Here is a 19,073-nt window from a genome sequence, read left to right on the forward strand (position 1 = left end):
GTGCTGTAAATACCGTTATTTTAAATATTCCCAATAATCTCCCGGAACGACAAGGTCGTGACCGGGGATTTTTTTATGGTCGAACAGAGGAAGCAGGTCTGTTGCTTTCAATGGTTCCGGTTTGCGGATCTGTCCCAGGAGCCAGGCGATATATCCGATCAGCGGCTCCGGACCGGTAAGCTGCTGACGTAGGAAGCCCATATCCGCTGCCTTGTCCCGTTTGGCCAGGCGGACGCCGCCTTCCGTGATCAGCATAGGAAGGTGCAGGTATTCCGGAACAGGGAAGCCCAGTATCCGGAACAGATAAATCTGCGGCGCGGAAGAGCTCAGTAAATCGCTGCCCCGGACGACCTGGGTCACCCCCATCAGTCCATCGTCTGCGGTGACGGCCAGCTGGTAGGCAAAAACCCCGTCGCTGCGGCGGATGATGATGTCGCCCCAGTCGTGGGATAAGTTGAACTGTTGCAAACCATACTGTCCGTCGCAAAAGGTTATGTCCTCATCCGGTAAAATCAGCCGTGCGGCCGGCTGGCGAGTTCTGCTTTTTTCCTGTACTTCTTCCGGGGTGAGGCGGCGGCAGGTGCCGGCGTATACCACGCGGCCGTCCGAAGCATGGGGCGCGTCAGCCACATGCAGCTGCGCCCGGCTGCAGAAGCAGGGATACACAAGCTGCAGGTCACGCAGTTTTTGAAAAAAAGATTCATAAATGGAAGTGCGTTCGCTCTGGAAGGGGATATCGCTGTTGTCCCATGTGATACCCAGCCATTCCAGATCAGAGATGATCTGATCCGCATTGGTGCGGGGGCAGCGGACAGGATCCAGATCTTCAATGCGCAGCAGAAATTTTCCTCCTGCGCTTTTGGCACAGAGCCAGGCTGCCAGCGCGGTATAAACATTTCCCAGGTGCATCCGCCCGCTGGGAGACGGGGCAAAACGTCCCACTATTTTCTGTTTCGAAACAGGTATTTTATTCATGGCAGTGTTCCTTCAATTAAATTAGAATTGTTTTCTTTGCGATTTAGATGACGGTTGTACGGTGTATCCGATAATTGTTCATAAAGATTTCAACTTTTATTATAGCATAAAGGATATAATATAAAATACAAGAATAAAACATCCTGTAATGAGGTTTAAACTTTTATTGCAGTTTATATGAAACGGTGAATTACCCAGCCGATCTGGGAGAAAGGATAAATCCGATATGCTGCACTGCGGATCGGATTGTACGTGAAATTATGGCAGAAGATGAAGTAAAACAGGCAAACGGGGCAAATGAACAGGCTTCTGAGGAAAGCAGGACCGCTGCGGAGGAAACCGTACAGGCTGAGGACGCAGTGAAGGAGACCGCGGAAGAGAGCGCCGGTGATTCTGCAGAAGAAAATGCCGGCGAAGCGAACGAAGAGGCTGCCGGCGATACAAAAGAAGAAAAAGCGGAGCTTGAGCCGCTGGAGGATATTGACACGGAATGGGAAGCGGAAAAGCTGTGCCGCTGGGGCGCGGCCCGTGCCAGCGTGCTGGTAGTGGCTCCGGTTCTGGGTACCATGGCGCTGATTGCCAATGAAGTATACATGATCACCCGGCTGGCCGACCTGCGGGGCGTGAAAATGTCCGAAGGAACGGCTTTGGGACTGTTAGGTTCGCTGGGCGCCACCTTTATCGGACAGTCTGTTTTCACGCTGCTTCCGATTGCGGCAATTCAGATTCCGCTGGCTGTGTCCATTACCTACGGCGTAGGCAAGGCTGCCAATGCCTGGCTGAAGGCGGGACGTCCGGAAGACGTAGCCAGTTTCCGTGAAGTATTTGAAAAAGCCCGGAAGGAAGGGGCGGAAAACGCGGAAGCTTTCAGCAACATGGACTGCAAGGACGAGCCCCTGGGTGACGAAAGCAAAAAATTTGACCTGAACGCCCTGAAAGAAAAAATGAAGAATGTGAAAGGGGAAGACTTGTTTGCCGGTGTAAAGACCACGGCGGATAAGGCCGAATCTACTATTTCCCAGAAGATAAAAGATTTCAATGACCGCATCGTAAATCCGCTGAAGAGCAAAAGCGACCGCTGGATTTCCGCCCAGAACTGGCAGCAGCTGTCCCGGGGCGAGCTGGTGATTCCGTACAGTGAGATTAAATCTTACATGACAAAAGCACTGGCCGGCAGCGATTTTGCCCTGCTGGACATCGGCTATCTGGCGCCGGATTATCTGCGGATGAATCTGCAGCATAATACATACGGCACGCTGGAGCTGAAACTTTCCATCCTGGACTTTTTCGTGGACCAGAATGAAGCGGTTGCCCATATCAAAGTGGACGGTTTCGACATTTTCAATAATGACTTTGCGTCCCTGGTGGTGAATACGGTCGGTGACAAACTGATCGTCGCCATCATCGATCTGGTTTTTGATAAGGTGACCATTGAGAACAAAGATGTGGAAGTTACCTATGAGAACGGCGTAATCGGCCTGGATTTCACCAAAACGCTGCAGGAAAGCAAAATCGGAAAGACCCGCTTCCTGAAAAAATCCGTGCTGGACGTGCTGCACCTGACAAACCTCAGCGTGATGGAAGAAGGGCTCAAGGTAAAGGCCAGCGTCAAGCTGTAAGCGGCATCCGCGCAGAAAGAAACGATGACAGAACCGGAGCGCACAAGCAGACACTGCCATATATGTTTAACTTAATAAGAAGATACTCTGCTGAAGCCGTTCTGTCGAAGATCCGGCTTCAGCATTTTCTGTTTGTGGTTTCCGGCAGCAGTACAATTTTGCCAAAATCTTGCTTTTGGTGTAAAATATAATGGTATGCTGTATAAGTGTTTGTATTTTGTTTTAAGAAAGCAGGAACCGGATGACGGTTCCCGGTCTTTGATTCTGTTTAACTGACAAGCCGGGAAAGAAAGCTGTGTTTCCGGCAGGAGGAATTTGTGGCGTTAACGTATCGCAGGAGAACGTCCGCAATGGTGGAAGGTGCAATCTGTGCCGCCATTGCCATCGTTTTTAACTTATTGTTTGCTTACGTTCCCTTTATGGGAATTATTTTGAATTTAATCATGCCGTTGCCTCTGGTAGTCTGCGGCATGCGGAACGGGATGCGATGGAGCATTATGGCTGCGGTAGTGTCCACGGTCCTGGTAGCCATGACAGTGAATCCGATCCATGCGCTGTTTTATATCGGTGTGTACGGCGTCATGGGGATTGTGCTGGGCGAATGCATGCACCGTCACCTGCCGGCACAGAAGCTGTTGCTATATGCATCTATCGGGGCGCTGGCCAGCATCGGGATCAACATGCTGCTGGCCCTGTATGTGATGGGTATCCATCCTGTGGATATGATGTTCCAGTCACTGGACGACGCCATCCCGCAAATGGCGGCATCGTTTAACACGGGGAGCATGACACCGGAACAGTCGGCAGCCTTTACCGCCCAGATGACGGAAATGGTCTCCATGATTAAAATTATCCTGCCGGGAGCCATGCTCTTGATGGCGCCAATCCTGGTGATGATCAATTACTGGGCGGCCCGTAAGATTCTGGCAAGGACCGGGGAAACCTTTCCGGAATTTCCCCCGGTGGACGAATGGTCTTTCCCGCCGGTTGTGGCGCTTATTTATGTGGCGGCCCTTTTTGGGATCCAGTATTTTATCAATGACCGGACCCATATCGGTTACACGGTCTGCGCCAATGTGTGGGCCATCTGCAGCATGCTGCTGATGGTGCAGGGGCTGGTGTTCATCTACTGGTACCTTAAAACCCATAACAAACCGCTGTGGTGGATGCGGATCATTATCCCCGTTTCCATGTTTATTTCCCTGTTCGGACTGATCGTGACGTATATCGGCGGTTACGATATTTTGTTTGACGCCCGGAAGCTCCGGGCAAAGAAGAATGCGGCGGAACGGGAACAGAAAAAGAAGTAAGGGTTCCGCAGCAGGATTGTCGTACCAGTTACGAAGCAATATGAGGTGATTGAAATGTTTGGAAGCAGGAGCCAGTTTTCCAACTGGAAAGAAATTTGTATTTACGTGCTGCTCATTGCCCTGCTGGTAGTAGGAATCTGTTTCCTGCAGCCGCTGTTCATTCCGGCTGGAGTGTTGCTGCTTATTATAGTGGTCTGGTTTGCCCGCCGGGCTTACACCCAAAAGAAACAGATGCTGTCCGATTATCTGGATGACGTGATCCGCAATATTGAGCGTTCCGTACATTATTCCACTAAGAATCTAGATGTAGGTATCGCAGTATTCTCCAGTGACGGGAAGCTCCAGTGGAAAAATGAAAAATTCCAGGAGTGGACCGGATTAAAGTCTCTGGAAAGGAAAAAACCGGAAGAAGTGCTGCCCGTACCGGAGAATGCCTTTGAGACGATGTGCGTGAAAGATGACAGTAAGGTCATCCAGATGCGGGGCCGGTATTACCAGATGCAGTACTTCAGCGTACAGAACCCGGCAAAAAACACGGAAAGAAAAGATGACGCAGCCAGCACGCTGATGGTCTACCTGACGGATATTACCGAGTGGGAAAAACTGAAGCAGCGCTTTGAGGAAGAACGCATGTGCCTGGCCTGTGTCCGTTTTGACAACTATGAAGATGTGATGAAAGGCCTCAGCGAAAGCGCCCGGGCCAATCTGAACGGGGAAATCGGCGAGATTCTGAATAAGTGGGTGGAATCCCTCCAGGGGTTTGTGGTGCGTTCCAATAAAGAAAACCTGGTTGTGGGCATCAACTATAAGAATCTGCAAAAAGCTATAGAAGACAAATTTTCCGTTTTGGATAAAGTGCGGGAAGTCCGGCAGGAGAACAAACTGGCTCCTACCATCAGTATCGGTATTTCCAAAGACGGGGAAACCCTGCAGGAAATCAGCCTGCACGCATCTAAAGCGCTGGACCTGGCGCTGGGGCGCGGCGGAGACCAGGTGGTGGTGGAGTGTGACAAGCAGATGCAGTATTTTGGCGGTACCAATGCGGTCAGCGCCAAAAGTACCCGGGTGCGGGCCCGGATCGTGGCGCATACCATCCGGGAGCAGATGGAGCTTGCTGACAAGGTATTTGTCATGGGCCACGCCAATGAAGATTATGATTCCATCGGCAGCGCCGTCGGCATTGCCAAGCTGTCCCTGTCCCTGCAAAAGCCGACCTTTATCGTAATCAGCAGCCGGAGCACTTCGCTGCAGAAACTGAAGAAGGTTGTGTTTGACGGCGAATTAAACATTTCGGAAGAAGATAAACTGTACGAAGGCCTTTTTGTACACGAAGAAGATGTACTCGAGGAAATTTCACCCAACAGTCTGCTGATGCTGGTAGACCATCACCGGGCCGTATTAAGCGCCAGTCAGAAAGTGCTGGAAGCCATCCCCCAGAAACGGATCATCATTGACCATCACCGGAGGGCCGAGGATATTATCCAGAATACGATCCTGAAATACATGGAACCGTCTTCCTCGTCCGCCAGTGAGCTGGTGACGGAACTGACAGGCTACTTTAACGACAAGCTGGAATTCACCAAAGGGGAAGCCACAGCACTGTACAGCGGACTGGTGGTAGACACCAAGAACTTCAACGTGCAGACCGGCGCCCGTACCTTTGAAGCGGCGGCGTTGCTCCGTACATCCGGGGCGGATCCCATCCTGGTGCGGCAGCTGTTTAAAGACGATCTGGAATCCTTCCGGGACCGGTACCGTATTATAGCCGAAGCGGAGACGCCGTTGCCTCATCTGGCTATTTCCATCAACCGTGACGTAGAAAATTCCAGTGACACGTCTATCCTGGCAGCCCAGGCGGCAGATGCCCTGATTAACGTAACCGGTGTTTCCGTCGGCGTGGTGATTTCCGCATGCACGGATGGAAATGTGAATGTAAGCGCCCGCAGTGATGGCAGTGTCAATGTTCAGGTCATCATGGAAGAACTGGGGGGCGGCGGTCATCAGACGGTGGCCGGCGTGCAGCTTCAGAATGCCGATGCGGATGAAGTGAAACAGCAGATCATCGAATTAACGAAAAAACAATTAGACGAAGCAGAGGAGAAAGAGAAGAATGAAAGTAATCTTATTGAGTGATGTGAAAAATTTAGGTAAAAAAGGCGATATTGTGGAGACGGCAGAAGGCTATGGCCGTAATTACCTGATTCCCCGTAAACTGGCAAAAGAAGCCAACACCATGAACATGAACCAGGCACTGCAGGATAAAAAGGTGGCGGAACACCGGGCTGCCCAGCGTAAGGATGAAGCCGTGATGCTGGCAGCACAGGTGGAAAAGGTTACTGTAAAACTGAAATTGAAAGTAGGCGCTAACGGCAAGCTGTTTGGCGCTGTGACCTCCAAGGATGTGGCGGAAGCCCTGATCAAGCAGACGGGACTGGAAGTGGACCGCCGCAAGATTGAACTGAATGACACGGTGAAGCTGCCGGGTTCCTATACGGCAGTAGCCAAACTGCATCCGGAAATTTCCGCAAAGTTCAATGTGATTGTGGAAACTGATGAAAATTAAAATTTTGACAGTATATACCCGGTGTTTCTTTAACAGGTGTTAACTATGCAGGACAGAGTGCCTCCGCAGAATATAGAAGCGGAACAATCCGTAATCGGGGCTATGCTCATTGACAAAAACGCGGTGAGCGTGGTAACCGAAAAGCTGATGCCGGAAGACTTTTACCGGCAGGCTCATCAGGTCATTTACAGCGCGATGCTGACGCTTCATTCCAAGAATGAGCCAATCGATATGATCACGCTGATTGATGAACTGAAAAAAATGAACAAGCTGGATGACGTAGGCGGCGTTTCCTATGTCACCCTGCTGGCCAATATTGTACCGACGGCTGCCAATGCCAAGTTTCACGCCCAGATCGTGGAAGAAAAATCTGTGCTGCGGCAGCTGGTGGAAGGCGGTACAGCCATTGCCGCCATGGGCTACGACGGCTCGGAAGACGTGCGGGACATCATGGACCAGGCAGAAAAAACCATCCTCCAGATTTCCAACCGGAAAGGAGGAACGGATTTTGCGGCAATCTCCGATGTGCTGACGGAAACCATCAACCATATCCAGATTGTGTTGGACAGCAAACAGGCCATTACCGGCGTAGCCACCGGATTCATAGACCTGGATAATCTGACGGCAGGTCTGCATCCGTCCGACTTTATCATTTTAGCCGCGCGTCCGTCTATGGGTAAAACCGCCCTGGCCCTGAATATTACCCAAAATGTAGCGATTCGGGGTTCCCGGGAAGGGGAGCCGAAGAAACGGGTCGCTTTCTTCAGTCTGGAAATGAGCCGGGAACAGCTGGTGCAGCGTATGCTCTGCTCGGAAGCGGATGTTAACGCCCAGCGGCTGCGGGCAGGCGGATACGACAGAGATAAGGATAATGATAACGCGGATATATGGAACAATCTGTGGATTGCGGCGGACCGCCTGGCCGGTGCGCAGATCTTTATTGACGATACGCCGGGGCTTTCTATCATGGAAATGCGTTCCAAGGCGCGGCGCCTGCAGGCGGAGGGCGGCCTGGACCTGATCGTTATCGATTACCTGCAGCTGATGCAGGGGTCGGTGGGCCGCAACAATTCCGATAACCGGCAGCAGGAGGTTTCGGAAATTTCCCGGGGCCTGAAAGCGCTGGCCCGTGAACTGAACGTGCCGGTACTGGCTCTTTCCCAGCTGAGCCGGAGTGTGGAAGCCAGACAGGTAAAAAAACCCATGCTGTCCGACCTGCGTGAGTCCGGTTCTCTGGAACAGGATGCGGATATCGTTATGTTCCTGTACCGGGATGATTACTATAAAGGCGCGGACGAGGAACCGACTCATATTACAGAACTGATCGTGGCCAAGCACCGCAACGGTCCGGTGGGACGGGTCAATCTGTTCTTCCGGAATGAGTGCACGAAGTTCATCAGCCTTTCAAAGAGGGACGACGGCTGAAGATAAGACGGATACTGCAGCAAGGATTCTTGCGTTTATGAAAAAGTTGCCGGAGCTGCTGTGCAAATCAAACGCAGCAGACCGGCAGACCGAACGGCGATTGAGCAAGGCAATATAAACAGTTTTTAATTGCAGATGCAAAAGGGGGACAACAAGATGATTCCGAGATACACGCGTCCGGAAATGGAGAAGATCTGGAACGAACGGAATGAATGGCAGACCATGCTGGATGTGGAGATCGCTGCCTGCGAAGCCAATGCGGAGCTGGGGCGCATTCCCAAAGAAGCGGTGGAGGTCATTAAAGCCAAAGCGAATTTTGATGTAGACCGTATTCATGAGATCGATAAGGAAATCAATCACGACATCATCGCGTTTCTGTCTGCCGTGGCGGAATACGTGGGCGACGAAGCCAAATACATCCACATGGGCCTCACTTCCACGGACGTGAAGGATACTGGCCTGAACGTACAGGTGAAGCAGGCTTCGGACGTGATCCTGAAAGATCTGGAAAAACTGGCGGAAGTGCTGAAACGCCGTGCCGTGGAATTCAAATATGTGCCTACCATCGGCCGTACCCACGGCGTTCATGCGGAACCGACCACCTTCGGCCTGAAACTGCTGCTCTGGTACAGCGAGACCCTGCGGAACATTGAGCGGATGAAACGGGCCGCGGAAAACATGTGCGTGGGCAAGCTGTCCGGCGCCGTCGGCACCTATGCGGACATTGACCCTTATGTGGAAGAATATGTCTGCAAAAAACTGGGGCTGAAAGTGGAATCCGTTGCAACCCAGGTAGTGCAGCGGGACCATCATGCGGAATATATCTCCACGTTAGGCGTCATTGCCGGAACGTTGTCCCAGATGGCGCTGGAAGTGCGTCACCTGCAGCGCACGGAAGTGCGGGAAGCGGAAGAATATTTCAGCCCGAAACAGAAAGGCTCCTCCGCCATGCCTCACAAACGGAACCCGGTACGCAGCGAACGTATCTGCGGTATGGCCCGGCTGGTGCAGGGCTATGTGCTGCCGGCTTTTGAAAATATTCCCCTGTGGCACGAGCGGGACATCTCCCACTCCTCTGTGGAACGGGTGATGTTGCCGGACGCTACCACGGCGCTGGATTATATTCTGAATGAAACCATCAACCTGATCGACCGGCTGCTGGTGTATCCGGAGAAGATGCTGGAAGACCTGAACATGACCGGCGGCCTGATCTACAGCCCCCGGGTGCTGCTGGCCCTGGTAGCCAAGGGCGCCTTCCGGGACACGGCATACCGCTGGGTACAGCGCAACGCCATGAAACGCTGGCTGGAGGGAGAAGATTTCTACGAGAATCTCTGCAAGGATGAGGATGTACGCAAGTACCTGACGCCGGAAGAGATTAAGGAATGCTTTGATTATAAGCCCATGCTGGTGCATGTAGACAGAATTTTTGCAAGGTTCGGGCTGTAAGTCAGTATTGCCGGCAGTGTCAACTGATTCGTAAACCGGATTCAGCAGCGCGTATCTGCCTGTTGTGCCGATGGTGCGGAGCAGGAAAGCCTGCGACAGATAAATTCGAAATTTGTTTTAATCTTTGAGGGGAGATGTAAACAGTATGTCATCAGTGGTTGTAATCGGCGCCCAGTGGGGCGATGAAGGAAAAGGTAAAATCGTTGATTACCTGGCACAGAAAGCAGACGCGGTAGTGCGCTACAGCGGCGGTTCCAATGCGGGACACACCGTAGTGGTTAACGACGTGCCCTATAAACTGCGACTGCTTCCTTCCGGGATTTTATATCACGGGAAGATTTGCGTGCTGGGCAACGGCGTGGTAATCAACCCCGGCGTGGTGCTGCAGGAAATCAAAGAGATGCACGACAAGGGCGTGGACATCAGCCGCATCGCCATCAGCGACAGGGCTCACGTGGTGCTGCCCTATCACCAGAAGCTGGATGTGCTGCAGGAAGAAGCTCTGGGCGAGAATAAAATCGGCACGACCCGGGGCGGCATCGGTCCCTGCTACATGGACAAAGTAGCCCGGGTGGGCATCCGCGTCTGCGACCTGATGGACCCGGAAGTGTTCGCGGAAAAACTGAAAGTCAATCTGGCTGCGAAAAATGAGGTCATTACGAAAATTTATGGGGCAGAGCCTTTTGATTACGAAACGGTGCTGAAGGAATATCTGGAATACGCGGAAGAACTGCGTCCTTATGTAACGGACACCGGCGTGATTCTGGACGAACTCTTTGCCCAGGATAAAAAAGTTTTGTTTGAAGGGGCCCAGGCAACCTTCCTTGACATTGACCACGGTACGTATCCCTACGTGACCAGTTCCAATCCCACGGCGGGCAACGCCTGCGTAGGCAGCGGCATCGGTCCCCGGTTCATCGACCATGTGGTAGGCGTAGTGAAAGCCTATACCACCCGGGTCGGCGCCGGTCCTTTTGTAACGGAACTGCTGGATACGGACGGCCCCGGCCACCAGATCCGGGAGACCGGCCACGAATACGGAACCGTGACGGGACGGCCCCGCCGCTGCGGCTGGCTGGATGCTTTCATGCTCCGATATTCCGTGCGCCTGAACAGTCTGGACGCTATTGCGGTGACCCGCCTGGACGTGCTGGACCAGATGAAGAAAATCAAAATGTGCGTGGGCTACAAGATTGACGGCGTGGAGATCAAACAGATTCCCGCCAGCCTGAAAACCCTGGGCAAGGTGGAACCGGTCTACGAAGAATTCAACGGCTGGATGTGCGATACCACGAAATGCCGTAAGTTTGAAGACCTGCCGGAAGGGGCGAAGAAATACCTGCGCCGCCTGTCGGAAGTGGCCGGCGTGGAACTGGGCATCGTGTCCGTAGGCCCTAACCGGGAGCAGACCATTGTACTGAAGGAATTGATTTGAAAATGAACAAAATTGTATTAGCCTATAATTTTAAACCGGAACGGCTGCAGCAGTTGCGGCAGGTCTGCATGATCTTAAAAGTAAACTGCAAAGCCGTGCCGCTGGAACAGTTTGATGACGCCGTGGGCTTTGTGGCCGGTGTGAAAGACTGTCCGCAAAAGGCAGTGAATCCGCCGGAGAACCAGGAAGACAAGCTTGCTGAAACGCTGGAGGAAGCGGCGAAGAAAGCAGGAGCAGATCCGGACGTAGTGAAAAAAGCAGCCATACAGTTAATGATGGAAGCTTCGCAAAAGGAAATGGTTTTTCTGTGCGGCTTTGACATAAATATGCTTAATAAATTTCTTGCTGCGGTGAAACGGGGCAAGTTAAAAGAAATTGAGCTGAAAGCCGCACTCACCAAGTTTAACCAACATTGGAGCGGACGTCACCTGCTGCAGGAAATTGCAGCAGAACATGTGTATATGAAACAGCAGGGAAAGAGTATGCATAAGTAATAAAGAATGCATTTGAAGAATAAAGTTATGTTCTTTCGCTTCTGCGGCTGCGGGCCGGAATTCATTACACCGGAGTTTACGCCGATTTTGCTGAAACAGAGATTGTGAACACCAAAAAAGTTCCCTGAAGCAAAAAAAAAATTTAAACGCCCGTGCATTGTTTCCACAACGTCACGGGCGTTTAACTATTGAATCGACTTAACCTCTGCATTGGAATCACTCCTTTAAAATTTTTCCATATACTGCTTTAACTATTTCGGGGGAACCACTCCTTTCTCAATTTCACTCGCGAAGTATCCTCATTTCCTTTTCCAAGATTTCCCTTGTGAGGGGACTTTCGGTACTTCCTTTGTTCACTTATATAATAGCAGGAATTATCAGAAAATGCAAGAAGATTATATGTTAAGGATGTTACAGAATATAACAATAATGTGACGAAAGTGAAAAATTCTGGCAGGTAAAACAAAGCAAAAAGGACAAAACCAAAAGGGAACAAAAGGAAACCAAGAGGAAAAAACGAATTGGTTAACTGAAACGAAAAAACAGGTTGACAAGACACCCGTAAGTATTTATAATTAGAAAAGTGGTTAACCCTTATTATAAAAAAGATAACAATGTAGATTCGTCAGTTGCTGATGAATACATTGCGCAATACTAATTCCGGAGATGATCAACATGGAACAGACTTCTGTAACACCGATGCACCGTGAAACGGCGGCAGATAAGACCCGCAACCTGACGAAGATGGCGTTGTGTGTCGCGTTTCTGGCAATTTCTTCGTATCTGGCGTTCCCGCTGCCCTTTACGCCGGCTATGGTTGTAGGGACAACGATTATTGTAAATATGACAGCATTCATTTTAAAACCGAATGACGCGTTTTTGGTAGTACTGGCCTGGCTGCTGATCGGCGCCATCGGTGTACCGGTGCTTCCCGGCGGCTCTGCCGGACTGGGACGCCTGCTGGGACCCACCGGCGGGTTTTATGTATGTTTCGCCATAGCAGCCTGGCTCATGAGCAAGCTGCTTAACGGTTCCAACAGCTTTAAGAGGATGGTATTTCTGGGAATTGCGGTTGGTATGCCGATCATTTACGTGGGCGGCTGCGTATCCATGTATCTGGTGGCCCACATGGATGTATGGGCTACACTGGTGGCGGCTGTATTTCCTTTTATCTTCGGCGATGTGGTGAAGGTGCTGGCCGGTGCGTTCCTGGCAACGCGGATCAATATGTTTTTGAAAAATTAACAGTTGACAGTGACACTTCCATAAAGCTCCCGGTCTGGAATCAGGCCGGGAATTTTTTGAGTATGACTTTTGTCAGTGTTTGATCAAGCTGTTTACGATAGGATTGCAAAGAAACCAGTGTGAAGCTCGGGGAACCACAGTTTATAGTTTTTGAATAAATTTTTAAAGAATTTTTTATATGTCTGATGTCGGGTAATGGTGACGGGTATGGAGAAGGTTTATCTGATCGGGGGACTGCGCAGCCACATTGGGCTGACGGGAGGCCTGTTTAAGACGGTGCCTGCCGAGGAGCTGGCTGCGGCGGTTTTACAAAAAATCATGGAAAAGTATTCCTGCGTGTTGCAGGCGGACGGTCTGCTCTGCGGCAACGCGGTGGGAACGGGAGGAAATATTACGCGGCTGGCGGCGTTGAAGGCCGGTTTACCTGCTACGGTTCCGGCGCTGACGATTGATATGCAGTGCGCTTCTGCGGCGGCTTCCATTGAACTGGCCATGACAAAAATCGGCAGCGGCATGGCGGACATTCTGATTGCCGGCGGGTTTGAGTCCACGTCTATGCAGCCTGTCCGTGTTTATGCAAAAGCAGATCCCCGTTATCGGGAAGAAGGCTTTACCGTAGCCCAGTTTTCCCCGGATACGACCAGCGCAAAAGCAATGCTGGAAGGAGCGGAGCGAACCTGTCAGAAGCACGGCTTTTCACGGGAGGAACTGGATGCATTTGCAGTGCGCAGTCACCAGCTGGCAAAAAAAGCCAGAGAGGAAAACCGGCTGAATGAAATTGTGGTTTCCGTGTTTGGAAGTGAAGGCGATGAAGGAATCCGTGACCGCATGAGTCCGAAACTGGCCGCCAGGATGCCGAAACTGTTCACGGAAGAAGAAGTGAAAGAATTGCTGGCAGGGGACAGCGCTTCGCTGCCGATAAAAGAAAACGTTGACAAACAAAACGTATTACAGGAGCAAAAAATCCCTGTGACGCCCCTGCTGACGGCTGCCAATGCCTGCCTGATGAATGATGGTGCGGCGTTTGTGGTTCTGGCTTCCCGGCAGGCGGTGGAACAATACGGCCTGCGGCCGGAGGCAGAACTGCTGGCCGGCTTCGACTGGGGCGTAGACCCGCGCTACAGTCCGGAAGGTGCGATAGAAACCGGCGCGCATTTGCTGCAACGCTGCGATTTACAGCCGGAACAGATTGATGTGTTTGAATATAACGAAGCCTTTGCGGTGATCAGCGCGCTGTTTGCCAGGAAATATCCGGAACTGACTGCGCGGTACTGCCCCTGGGGCGGCGCACTGGCGTACGGTCATCCCTATGGCGCGTCGGGCGCAATTTTACTGCTGCATCTGTGGCAGGAACTGAAACAGACGGAAGGAAAGCTAGGCCTGTTGAGTATTGCCGGCGCCGGAGGGCTGGGCACGGCGTTGCTGGTAAAAAAAGCATAATGTATAACAAATTTCAATTACGTTGTGTGGAGAACCTATGGATTACGTTACGCTGTTACAAAAGCATGCAATAGAAAAAGAGAACAGGCCTTACCTCATACTGCGGGACAGGAAGATTACCTATGGCCAGGCGTATGAAGATGTCCGCGTGTTTATTACGCCGGACTGGAAGAAGCAGTTTCCGGCTGGTTATAAAACCTGCGTGCTGATCTGGACACAAAACCTGTATCACCAGTTACTGGCGTTTCTGGCGGTAATGGATGCAGGACAGGTGCCTGTCATCGGACATTATGATCTTCCGGAAGCGGCAGAGGAAAAACTGGTAACACAGAACCGAATCGGTTTTGTGTTGGAAGAAAAAGAAAATGGGTGGACACTTCGGCAGGGTTATTCCCCGAAGGAGGGAGCTGCCGGCACCAAAGCAGGTGAGACGGATAAGGATGAGATAGATACGGATGAGACGGCGCCTCGTCCTGAAGAAATGCAAAAAGCGGCAGAAACAGTTTCCGGTTTTGTCCCGGCACCGGTTCCGTACCAGAATGCCTGCATGGGCGTGCTGAGCAGCGGGTCCACGGATGTTCCGAAAGTAATGTACCGCACCTATGAAAGCTGGGCCGGTTTTATTCCGGAGCAGAACCGCCGCTTCTGTATAGACGGGGACGCGGTGGTCTTTCTGGAAGGGAGTTTCAGCTTTACCGGCAATCTCAGCATATGGGCTTCCGTCATTTATGAAGGTTGTACGCTGGCAGTCAGCGATGTGTTCAATTGCCGTCAGTGGCTGGAGATGATCCGGGGCCTGCGGGTAAGCGTGTTATATCTGGTTCCGGCGAAACTGAAGGTGCTGACAAAGTACCTGAAACAGGAATACCCTTCCATGCAGATGGTGCTGGCGGGTTCACAGCTGTTGGGGGCGAAGACGGCGGAACGGCTGAAACGCTCCTTCCCGAACAGCGATATTCTGTTGTACTACGGGGCCAGCGAGCTGGATTATATTACCTGGCTGGGCTATGACGAGGTGCTTCGGTTCCCGGACAGCGTGGGCAAACCGGTGCCCGGTGTAAAGGTGTGGGTGGAAAACGGCCTGATCTATATTGATACGCCGTATCACGTGGAAGGGCTGCAGCAGCCCTGCACCCTTCACGACACAGGATATTTTAATCGGGAAGGGTATCTGATCTTTAACGGGCGCGAAGGGGATATTCTCAACAAAGGCGGCTTTAAGATCAGCTGCACTAAAATTGAAAACGCATTATGTGCGTTACCGGAAGTAATCCAGGCTGTCGTGCTGCCGTATGATGACGCGGGGCGGGGACAGGAGGCTGCTGCGTTTGTGGTCTGTGAAAATGAGAACCGGACGAAACAGGACCTGCGGCTGCGCCTGCGGGATACCCTGATGCAGCAGGAAATGCCGAAAAAAATTATCCTGGTAAAGAGAATTCCGCTGAACAGCCGCGGGAAGACAGACAAAAAGGCCTTGCTCGCGCTGCTGTAAGGAGCGTAAAGAGAAGCTGCCTTCTCAATCTATGTGTAAGCTTATATGATATGTTTGGTAAGCCCGTACCGGGGCTGTTGTAAATATGTTTTTGGGGAAATTTGCAGGGCTGCAAGCAGCAGGCAAACAGTTTTTGCAAAAACTTCTTGACAAACGTTATATAAAACTTTATAATACTCACGTTACGAAAGTAACGCCATGTGGTCCATTAGCTCAGTTGGCAGAGCACCTGACTTTTAATCAGGGTGTCCCGCGTTCGAGTCGCGGATGGATCACCATTTTTTTGCCCATTTTTTGGAAAGTAATAAACACAGATGTGATGCGGGTTTGCGTCATTCGGAAGTGGTTCCGGATGGCGATTTTTTTTTAAGTGACTATTGTGAAACGAGAATCTGTGCTGACTAAACATTTGGCAATAGTTGGCAAAATAATTACTGTTTTATCCACAGAAAATGTGTCAAAACCCCAAAATGTGTCAAAAATCGAGAATAAAAGACAAAGATTACAAAAATATTTTTTTCTAAAGAAGACTCTTTCGAAAATGATATTTTTTTTGTAAAAAAACAACCGTTTCCGTTTAATTCTTAGCCGGTGTCTTCTGCTAAAGAACACAGTTTAAGTAAAAAGCAGTTAAAAACATCAAATTTTAGGGCGTTTTTACAAGCCAAAATTTTTGCCAAAGATTTGTAACACAGATATGCCGTTACTTTCTTTTAAAAGCGCTGTTAATTGCGTCACTACAGCTATTTAAGTAATCATCGCCAGGATGTACATAATATTGCATAAACACATTTAGGCTATGACCCATAAATGCTGCAGCGTTGTTATAGCTGATAGCCGGGTTATTGGCCATCAGTGTGGCGACGCTGTGCCGTATTTCGTGAATCCGGATATCGCTACCGATAACCTTACGTATCTTAACAAAATTCCTCGTAAAATTACTTTTGCTGATAGGACGTCCGGTTCTGGTTGAAAAAAGAAAGCTGTACTCCTGATCTCCATAAAATACGGGTCTGTTTGTTAAAGATAAAATATAACGTATCAACGTAACACAGCGTTCATCTTTTATCATTAGCGTGCGCCGAGATTTTTCAGACTTCGTTAATCCGATTATCCAGCTGTTTCCGTTATTTGAAGCATTCTTTATTGTATGCACAGAGCGATTTATGGATATGGTCAGTTCTTCATCGTTTATAATAACAATATCCTTACGGCACAGCCCTAACAACTCAGAAAGGCGCAGACCGGTTCGTGTGAGAATCAGCAGTGCAGCAGTATAGATTTTACAGGTTTTTCCGTTGCAGGTAAAATTCCGAGAGGCATCAACTATTTTTTCTAAATGTTCAGCGCTAAAAGCCCGGCGCGGGATTGAGATATATTTAGTAGCTGTTTTGGGTGGTAGTTTTGCACCTTCTGTTGGTAACCGATCGTAATCAATGAACCCGTTATCCCGGATACTGCTGAAAACAGAGCATAATATTGCTTTGGTACGTTTGATTGTAGAATATAACACTTACGCATTCTTTTATGCTATGAGCGAACCTATCGGCCTTGCATACTACCAGGGTATCGTCTTTTTCTAATATATTCAGGATTAGGCTTTCAAACACTGGATGGTATGCGGCTGTGCATGCAGAATCCTCTACGTAAATATTGTTGCAACCGTTTTTTTTTAATAAATTGGTTTGGGCTTCTAAAGAATTATCTTGGTTGTCACCAACAGTAAAACGAATGTAGCCGTAAAGCATATAAAATCACCCCTTTAATAAAAATGGCCATCTCCTGAATAGAATGGAGATGGCGTTAAATACTTTTTTATCTAACTATGTGTACTAAACAGGCAATATTTAATTATAAAATGTCGATTAGCTCAGGGAAAAAACGTAACGCGCGTCGGAGCTAAAATCGAAGGGCTTGCTGCAACTGGCAGATACCAAAGCAAGGGATTTTCACACACAGAAAAAAGCCACCTGACTTTTAATCGGAGGGTCAAAGGTTCAAATCCTTTAATACCCACCATTTTATTGCGGAGTAAACCAGTGGCAGGTTACTGGCCTCATAAGCCAGGTGTCGCAGGTTCGAGTCCTGCCTCCGCGACCACATCCGGATGTAGCTCAATTTGGTAGAGCACTCGCCTTGGGAGCGAGTGGTTGCGTGTTCAAATCGCGTCATCCGGACCATATACGGGTTCATAGCTCAGCTGGTAGAGCTTCCGACTCTTAATCGGATGGTCGCAGGTTCAAGTCCTGCTGAACTCACCATAATGATAATATCGGTATGGCGGAATTGGCATACGCGGAAGTCTCAAAAACTTTTGGGTTACACCCTTGCCGGTTCAAGTCCGGCTGCCGATACCACGGACCTTTAGCTCAGTAGGTAGAGCGCCTGTCTGAAGAACAGGAGGCTCTGGTTCAATTCCGGAAGGGTCCACCATATATGTCGGTGTGGCGAAATTGGCACACGCGACGGACTTAAAATCCGTTGGGATATCCCTTGTCGGTTCAAATCCGACCATCGACACCAAATTTTATACTATTGGTATAATGACAAAATCCTTTTTGTGTGATAGAATATAAAAATCTTTTAGAAATATGAAATTCAGGAGGAAAAAGCTAAAAATGTTATTATCTTTATTGCACTTACCCAAACATAGCAAATTATTCCCAGCTGCACCGTTTAGCTTGCATAAGCCGGTGAAGTTTATTTGCGTTTGCTTAAAATGGATAGGCAATAAAGATTTTGCTTGGAATATTCCTCTAAAAATATATTAACACCAGATATAAGAGTAGGATTTCCAACATAATCTGATATGGTTCTAAGATAACTGCTTACCCATGTACGGCAAACATAGGAAGCAGTTTTTATTTTTATCCGAAAGAACGTATTTAGAAAGGTTGGATGACTAAAATGACATACAAAATGCCTGTTGTCAATATGGAAGCAACAGGCCGAAATATTGAATCCCTGATGCGGGCACGAGGTCTTAGCGTCAGGGATCTGCAAGAGATTCTGGAATTTCAGACAACATATGCCGTCTACAAATGGATTTATGGGAAAAGCCTGCCTACAGTAGATAATCTTTTCAGGCTTGCCGTCATATTCGATGTACCTGTCGACAGTATAATTATCGTGGAAGAAGCTTATGAAATTACTAGATTCTTACCATGGGACCTATCTGCATAGATAACCAATATAAGAGAATGGGATACGGAAAGCTTCTTCTCGACTATTCTCTTGAAAAAGCCAAGGAACTAGGTTTTGGAGCGGTATGTTTCGAAGGTAATATTGATTTCTATGGTAAAAGCGGGTTTAAATTTGCCTCGAAATACGGGATACGCTATCATGGTCTACCTGAAGGTGAAGACGCGTCCTTCTTTCTTTGCAAAGAACTGATTCTAGGCTATTTAAATGGTGTTACTGGAGAATATTCTACGCCGGAAGGATATTTTGCCGTTGAAAAAGATGCAATCGGCTTTAAAGAATATGAAAAGACATTTCCGTTTAAAGAAAAGCTGAAGCTTCCAGGACAATTATTCTAAACGCATTGCTGGACAGGGTAAAAATGCCCTGTCCTTTTATTTTTAATAGGCACAGATATCTTTATACCAGTTATATATTATCTACAT

General features: G+C 49.4%; 16 protein-coding genes and 7 tRNA genes. 20 read left to right on the plus strand and 3 right to left on the minus strand.

What is annotated here, in order from left to right; translation table 11 throughout:
- Positions 1 to 15 precede the first annotated feature (15 nt).
- A complete protein-coding gene (gene gluQRS, locus QZV31_RS01355) occupies positions 16 to 975 on the minus strand; it encodes a tRNA glutamyl-Q(34) synthetase GluQRS (RefSeq protein ID WP_295357100.1) in 960 nt (319 codons plus the stop codon).
- A 260-nt stretch (positions 976 to 1,235) separates the two neighbouring features.
- On the opposite strand from gluQRS, the gene QZV31_RS01360 reads away from it, so the two are divergent.
- The 12 genes from QZV31_RS01360 to QZV31_RS01415 all read left to right on the plus strand — a co-directional run bounded on the left by QZV31_RS01360 (position 1,236) and on the right by QZV31_RS01415 (position 15,725).
- The gene (locus QZV31_RS01360; protein WP_295357103.1) at positions 1,236 to 2,594 is read left to right on the plus strand and encodes a hypothetical protein; all 1,359 of its coding nucleotides are present in this window, start codon (positions 1,236 to 1,238) and stop codon (positions 2,592 to 2,594) included.
- Between the two features lie 350 nt (positions 2,595 to 2,944).
- Positions 2,945 to 3,904 carry a YybS family protein gene (locus QZV31_RS01365; RefSeq protein ID WP_093728833.1) on the plus strand — a complete coding sequence of 320 codons (960 nt, stop codon included), beginning with the start codon at positions 2,945 to 2,947 and terminating at the stop codon, positions 3,902 to 3,904.
- Positions 3,905 to 3,958: 54 nt separating this feature from the next.
- The gene (locus QZV31_RS01370) at positions 3,959 to 6,037 is read left to right on the plus strand and encodes a DHH family phosphoesterase (RefSeq protein ID WP_295357108.1); all 2,079 of its coding nucleotides are present in this window, start codon (positions 3,959 to 3,961) and stop codon (positions 6,035 to 6,037) included.
- Complete coding sequence (gene rplI / locus QZV31_RS01375; protein ID WP_093728835.1) at positions 6,015 to 6,467, plus strand: 50S ribosomal protein L9; 453 nt, start codon at positions 6,015 to 6,017, stop codon at positions 6,465 to 6,467. Before QZV31_RS01370 ends, rplI begins: the two co-directional genes overlap by 23 nt.
- Before the next feature lie 45 nt (positions 6,468 to 6,512).
- Positions 6,513 to 7,892, plus strand: a complete 1,380-nt coding sequence (dnaB, locus tag QZV31_RS01380) for a replicative DNA helicase (protein WP_295357113.1) — start codon at positions 6,513 to 6,515, stop codon at positions 7,890 to 7,892.
- Between the two features lie 156 nt (positions 7,893 to 8,048).
- Complete coding sequence (gene purB, locus QZV31_RS01385; RefSeq protein WP_093728837.1) at positions 8,049 to 9,341, plus strand: adenylosuccinate lyase; 1,293 nt, start codon at positions 8,049 to 8,051, stop codon at positions 9,339 to 9,341.
- A gap of 145 nt (positions 9,342 to 9,486) precedes the next feature.
- Entirely contained in the window at positions 9,487 to 10,776 is a 1,290-nt protein-coding gene (locus QZV31_RS01390) for an adenylosuccinate synthase (RefSeq protein ID WP_093728838.1), read from the plus strand.
- A gap of 2 nt (positions 10,777 to 10,778) precedes the next feature.
- Positions 10,779 to 11,270 (plus strand): DUF3783 domain-containing protein, encoded by a 492-nt coding sequence (locus tag QZV31_RS01395; RefSeq protein ID WP_093728839.1) that lies wholly within the window; start codon positions 10,779 to 10,781, stop codon positions 11,268 to 11,270.
- A gap of 675 nt (positions 11,271 to 11,945) precedes the next feature.
- Positions 11,946 to 12,515 carry a biotin transporter BioY gene (locus QZV31_RS01400; protein WP_256324707.1) on the plus strand — a complete coding sequence of 190 codons (570 nt, stop codon included), beginning with the start codon at positions 11,946 to 11,948 and terminating at the stop codon, positions 12,513 to 12,515.
- A 207-nt stretch (positions 12,516 to 12,722) separates the two neighbouring features.
- Complete coding sequence (locus QZV31_RS01405; protein ID WP_295357123.1) at positions 12,723 to 13,955, plus strand: thiolase family protein; 1,233 nt, start codon at positions 12,723 to 12,725, stop codon at positions 13,953 to 13,955.
- Between the two features lie 37 nt (positions 13,956 to 13,992).
- Positions 13,993 to 15,447, plus strand: coding sequence for an AMP-binding protein (locus QZV31_RS01410; protein ID WP_295357125.1), 1,455 nt, complete (start codon positions 13,993 to 13,995; stop codon positions 15,445 to 15,447).
- 202 nt (positions 15,448 to 15,649) lie between these two features.
- A tRNA-Lys gene (locus tag QZV31_RS01415) sits at positions 15,650 to 15,725 on the plus strand.
- Positions 15,726 to 16,150: 425 nt separating this feature from the next.
- On the opposite strand, the gene QZV31_RS01420 is transcribed toward QZV31_RS01415, so the two are convergent.
- Positions 16,151 to 16,960 carry a site-specific integrase gene (locus QZV31_RS01420; RefSeq protein ID WP_295357128.1) on the minus strand — a complete coding sequence of 270 codons (810 nt, stop codon included), beginning with the start codon at positions 16,958 to 16,960 and terminating at the stop codon, positions 16,151 to 16,153.
- Positions 16,893 to 17,195: a recombinase family protein gene (locus QZV31_RS12955; RefSeq protein ID WP_366508669.1), complete on the minus strand. Its 303-nt coding sequence runs from the start codon at positions 17,193 to 17,195 to the stop codon at positions 16,893 to 16,895. Before QZV31_RS12955 ends, QZV31_RS01420 begins: the two co-directional genes overlap by 68 nt.
- A gap of 277 nt (positions 17,196 to 17,472) precedes the next feature.
- Between QZV31_RS12955 and QZV31_RS01425 the strand changes: the two genes are divergently transcribed.
- From QZV31_RS01425 to QZV31_RS01460, 8 genes are all read left to right on the plus strand, one after another.
- A tRNA-Met gene (locus QZV31_RS01425) sits at positions 17,473 to 17,547 on the plus strand.
- A gap of 3 nt (positions 17,548 to 17,550) precedes the next feature.
- Positions 17,551 to 17,627: transfer RNA gene (locus QZV31_RS01430), tRNA-Pro, on the plus strand.
- Positions 17,628 to 17,632: 5 nt separating this feature from the next.
- Positions 17,633 to 17,708 (plus strand) — tRNA-Lys (locus tag QZV31_RS01435).
- A 10-nt stretch (positions 17,709 to 17,718) separates the two neighbouring features.
- Positions 17,719 to 17,804: transfer RNA gene (locus QZV31_RS01440), tRNA-Leu, on the plus strand.
- 1 nt (position 17,805) lies between these two features.
- A tRNA-Phe gene (locus tag QZV31_RS01445) sits at positions 17,806 to 17,880 on the plus strand.
- Positions 17,881 to 17,885: 5 nt separating this feature from the next.
- Positions 17,886 to 17,970, plus strand: a tRNA-Leu gene (locus tag QZV31_RS01450).
- Positions 17,971 to 18,345: 375 nt separating this feature from the next.
- A complete protein-coding gene (locus QZV31_RS01455; protein WP_295357132.1) occupies positions 18,346 to 18,630 on the plus strand; it encodes a helix-turn-helix transcriptional regulator in 285 nt (94 codons plus the stop codon).
- 17 nt (positions 18,631 to 18,647) lie between these two features.
- Positions 18,648 to 18,986 (plus strand): hypothetical protein, encoded by a 339-nt coding sequence (locus QZV31_RS01460; RefSeq protein ID WP_295357135.1) that lies wholly within the window; start codon positions 18,648 to 18,650, stop codon positions 18,984 to 18,986.
- Positions 18,987 to 19,073: the final 87 nt, after the last annotated feature.

Source organism: uncultured Succiniclasticum sp. (genome assembly GCF_902793885.1).
In the GTDB taxonomy this organism is placed as follows: Bacteria; Bacillota; Negativicutes; order Acidaminococcales; family Acidaminococcaceae; genus Succiniclasticum.

What these genes read in the sequence shown, in the direction of transcription:
- QZV31_RS01390 (WP_093728838.1), top strand. Translation starts at nt 9,487, where the DNA reads ATGTCATCAGTGGTTGTAATCGGCGCCCAGTGGGGCGATGAAGGAAAA.
- QZV31_RS01405 (WP_295357123.1), top strand. Translation starts at nt 12,723, where the DNA reads ATGGAGAAGGTTTATCTGATCGGGGGACTGCGCAGCCACATTGGGCTG.
- QZV31_RS01365 (WP_093728833.1), top strand. Translation starts at nt 2,945, where the DNA reads ATGGTGGAAGGTGCAATCTGTGCCGCCATTGCCATCGTTTTTAACTTA.
- QZV31_RS01370 (WP_295357108.1), top strand. Translation starts at nt 3,959, where the DNA reads ATGTTTGGAAGCAGGAGCCAGTTTTCCAACTGGAAAGAAATTTGTATT.
- QZV31_RS01460 (WP_295357135.1), top strand. Translation starts at nt 18,648, where the DNA reads ATGGGATACGGAAAGCTTCTTCTCGACTATTCTCTTGAAAAAGCCAAG.
- QZV31_RS01455 (WP_295357132.1), top strand. Translation starts at nt 18,346, where the DNA reads ATGACTAAAATGACATACAAAATGCCTGTTGTCAATATGGAAGCAACA.
- QZV31_RS12955 (WP_366508669.1), bottom strand. Translation starts at nt 17,195, where the DNA reads ATGCTTTACGGCTACATTCGTTTTACTGTTGGTGACAACCAAGATAAT.
- rplI (WP_093728835.1), top strand. Translation starts at nt 6,015, where the DNA reads ATGAAAGTAATCTTATTGAGTGATGTGAAAAATTTAGGTAAAAAAGGC.
- QZV31_RS01400 (WP_256324707.1), top strand. Translation starts at nt 11,946, where the DNA reads ATGGAACAGACTTCTGTAACACCGATGCACCGTGAAACGGCGGCAGAT.
- dnaB (WP_295357113.1), top strand. Translation starts at nt 6,513, where the DNA reads ATGCAGGACAGAGTGCCTCCGCAGAATATAGAAGCGGAACAATCCGTA.
- QZV31_RS01410 (WP_295357125.1), top strand. Translation starts at nt 13,993, where the DNA reads ATGGATTACGTTACGCTGTTACAAAAGCATGCAATAGAAAAAGAGAAC.
- QZV31_RS01360 (WP_295357103.1), top strand. Translation starts at nt 1,236, where the DNA reads ATGGCAGAAGATGAAGTAAAACAGGCAAACGGGGCAAATGAACAGGCT.
- QZV31_RS01395 (WP_093728839.1), top strand. Translation starts at nt 10,779, where the DNA reads ATGAACAAAATTGTATTAGCCTATAATTTTAAACCGGAACGGCTGCAG.
- purB (WP_093728837.1), top strand. Translation starts at nt 8,049, where the DNA reads ATGATTCCGAGATACACGCGTCCGGAAATGGAGAAGATCTGGAACGAA.
- gluQRS (WP_295357100.1), bottom strand. Translation starts at nt 975, where the DNA reads ATGAATAAAATACCTGTTTCGAAACAGAAAATAGTGGGACGTTTTGCC.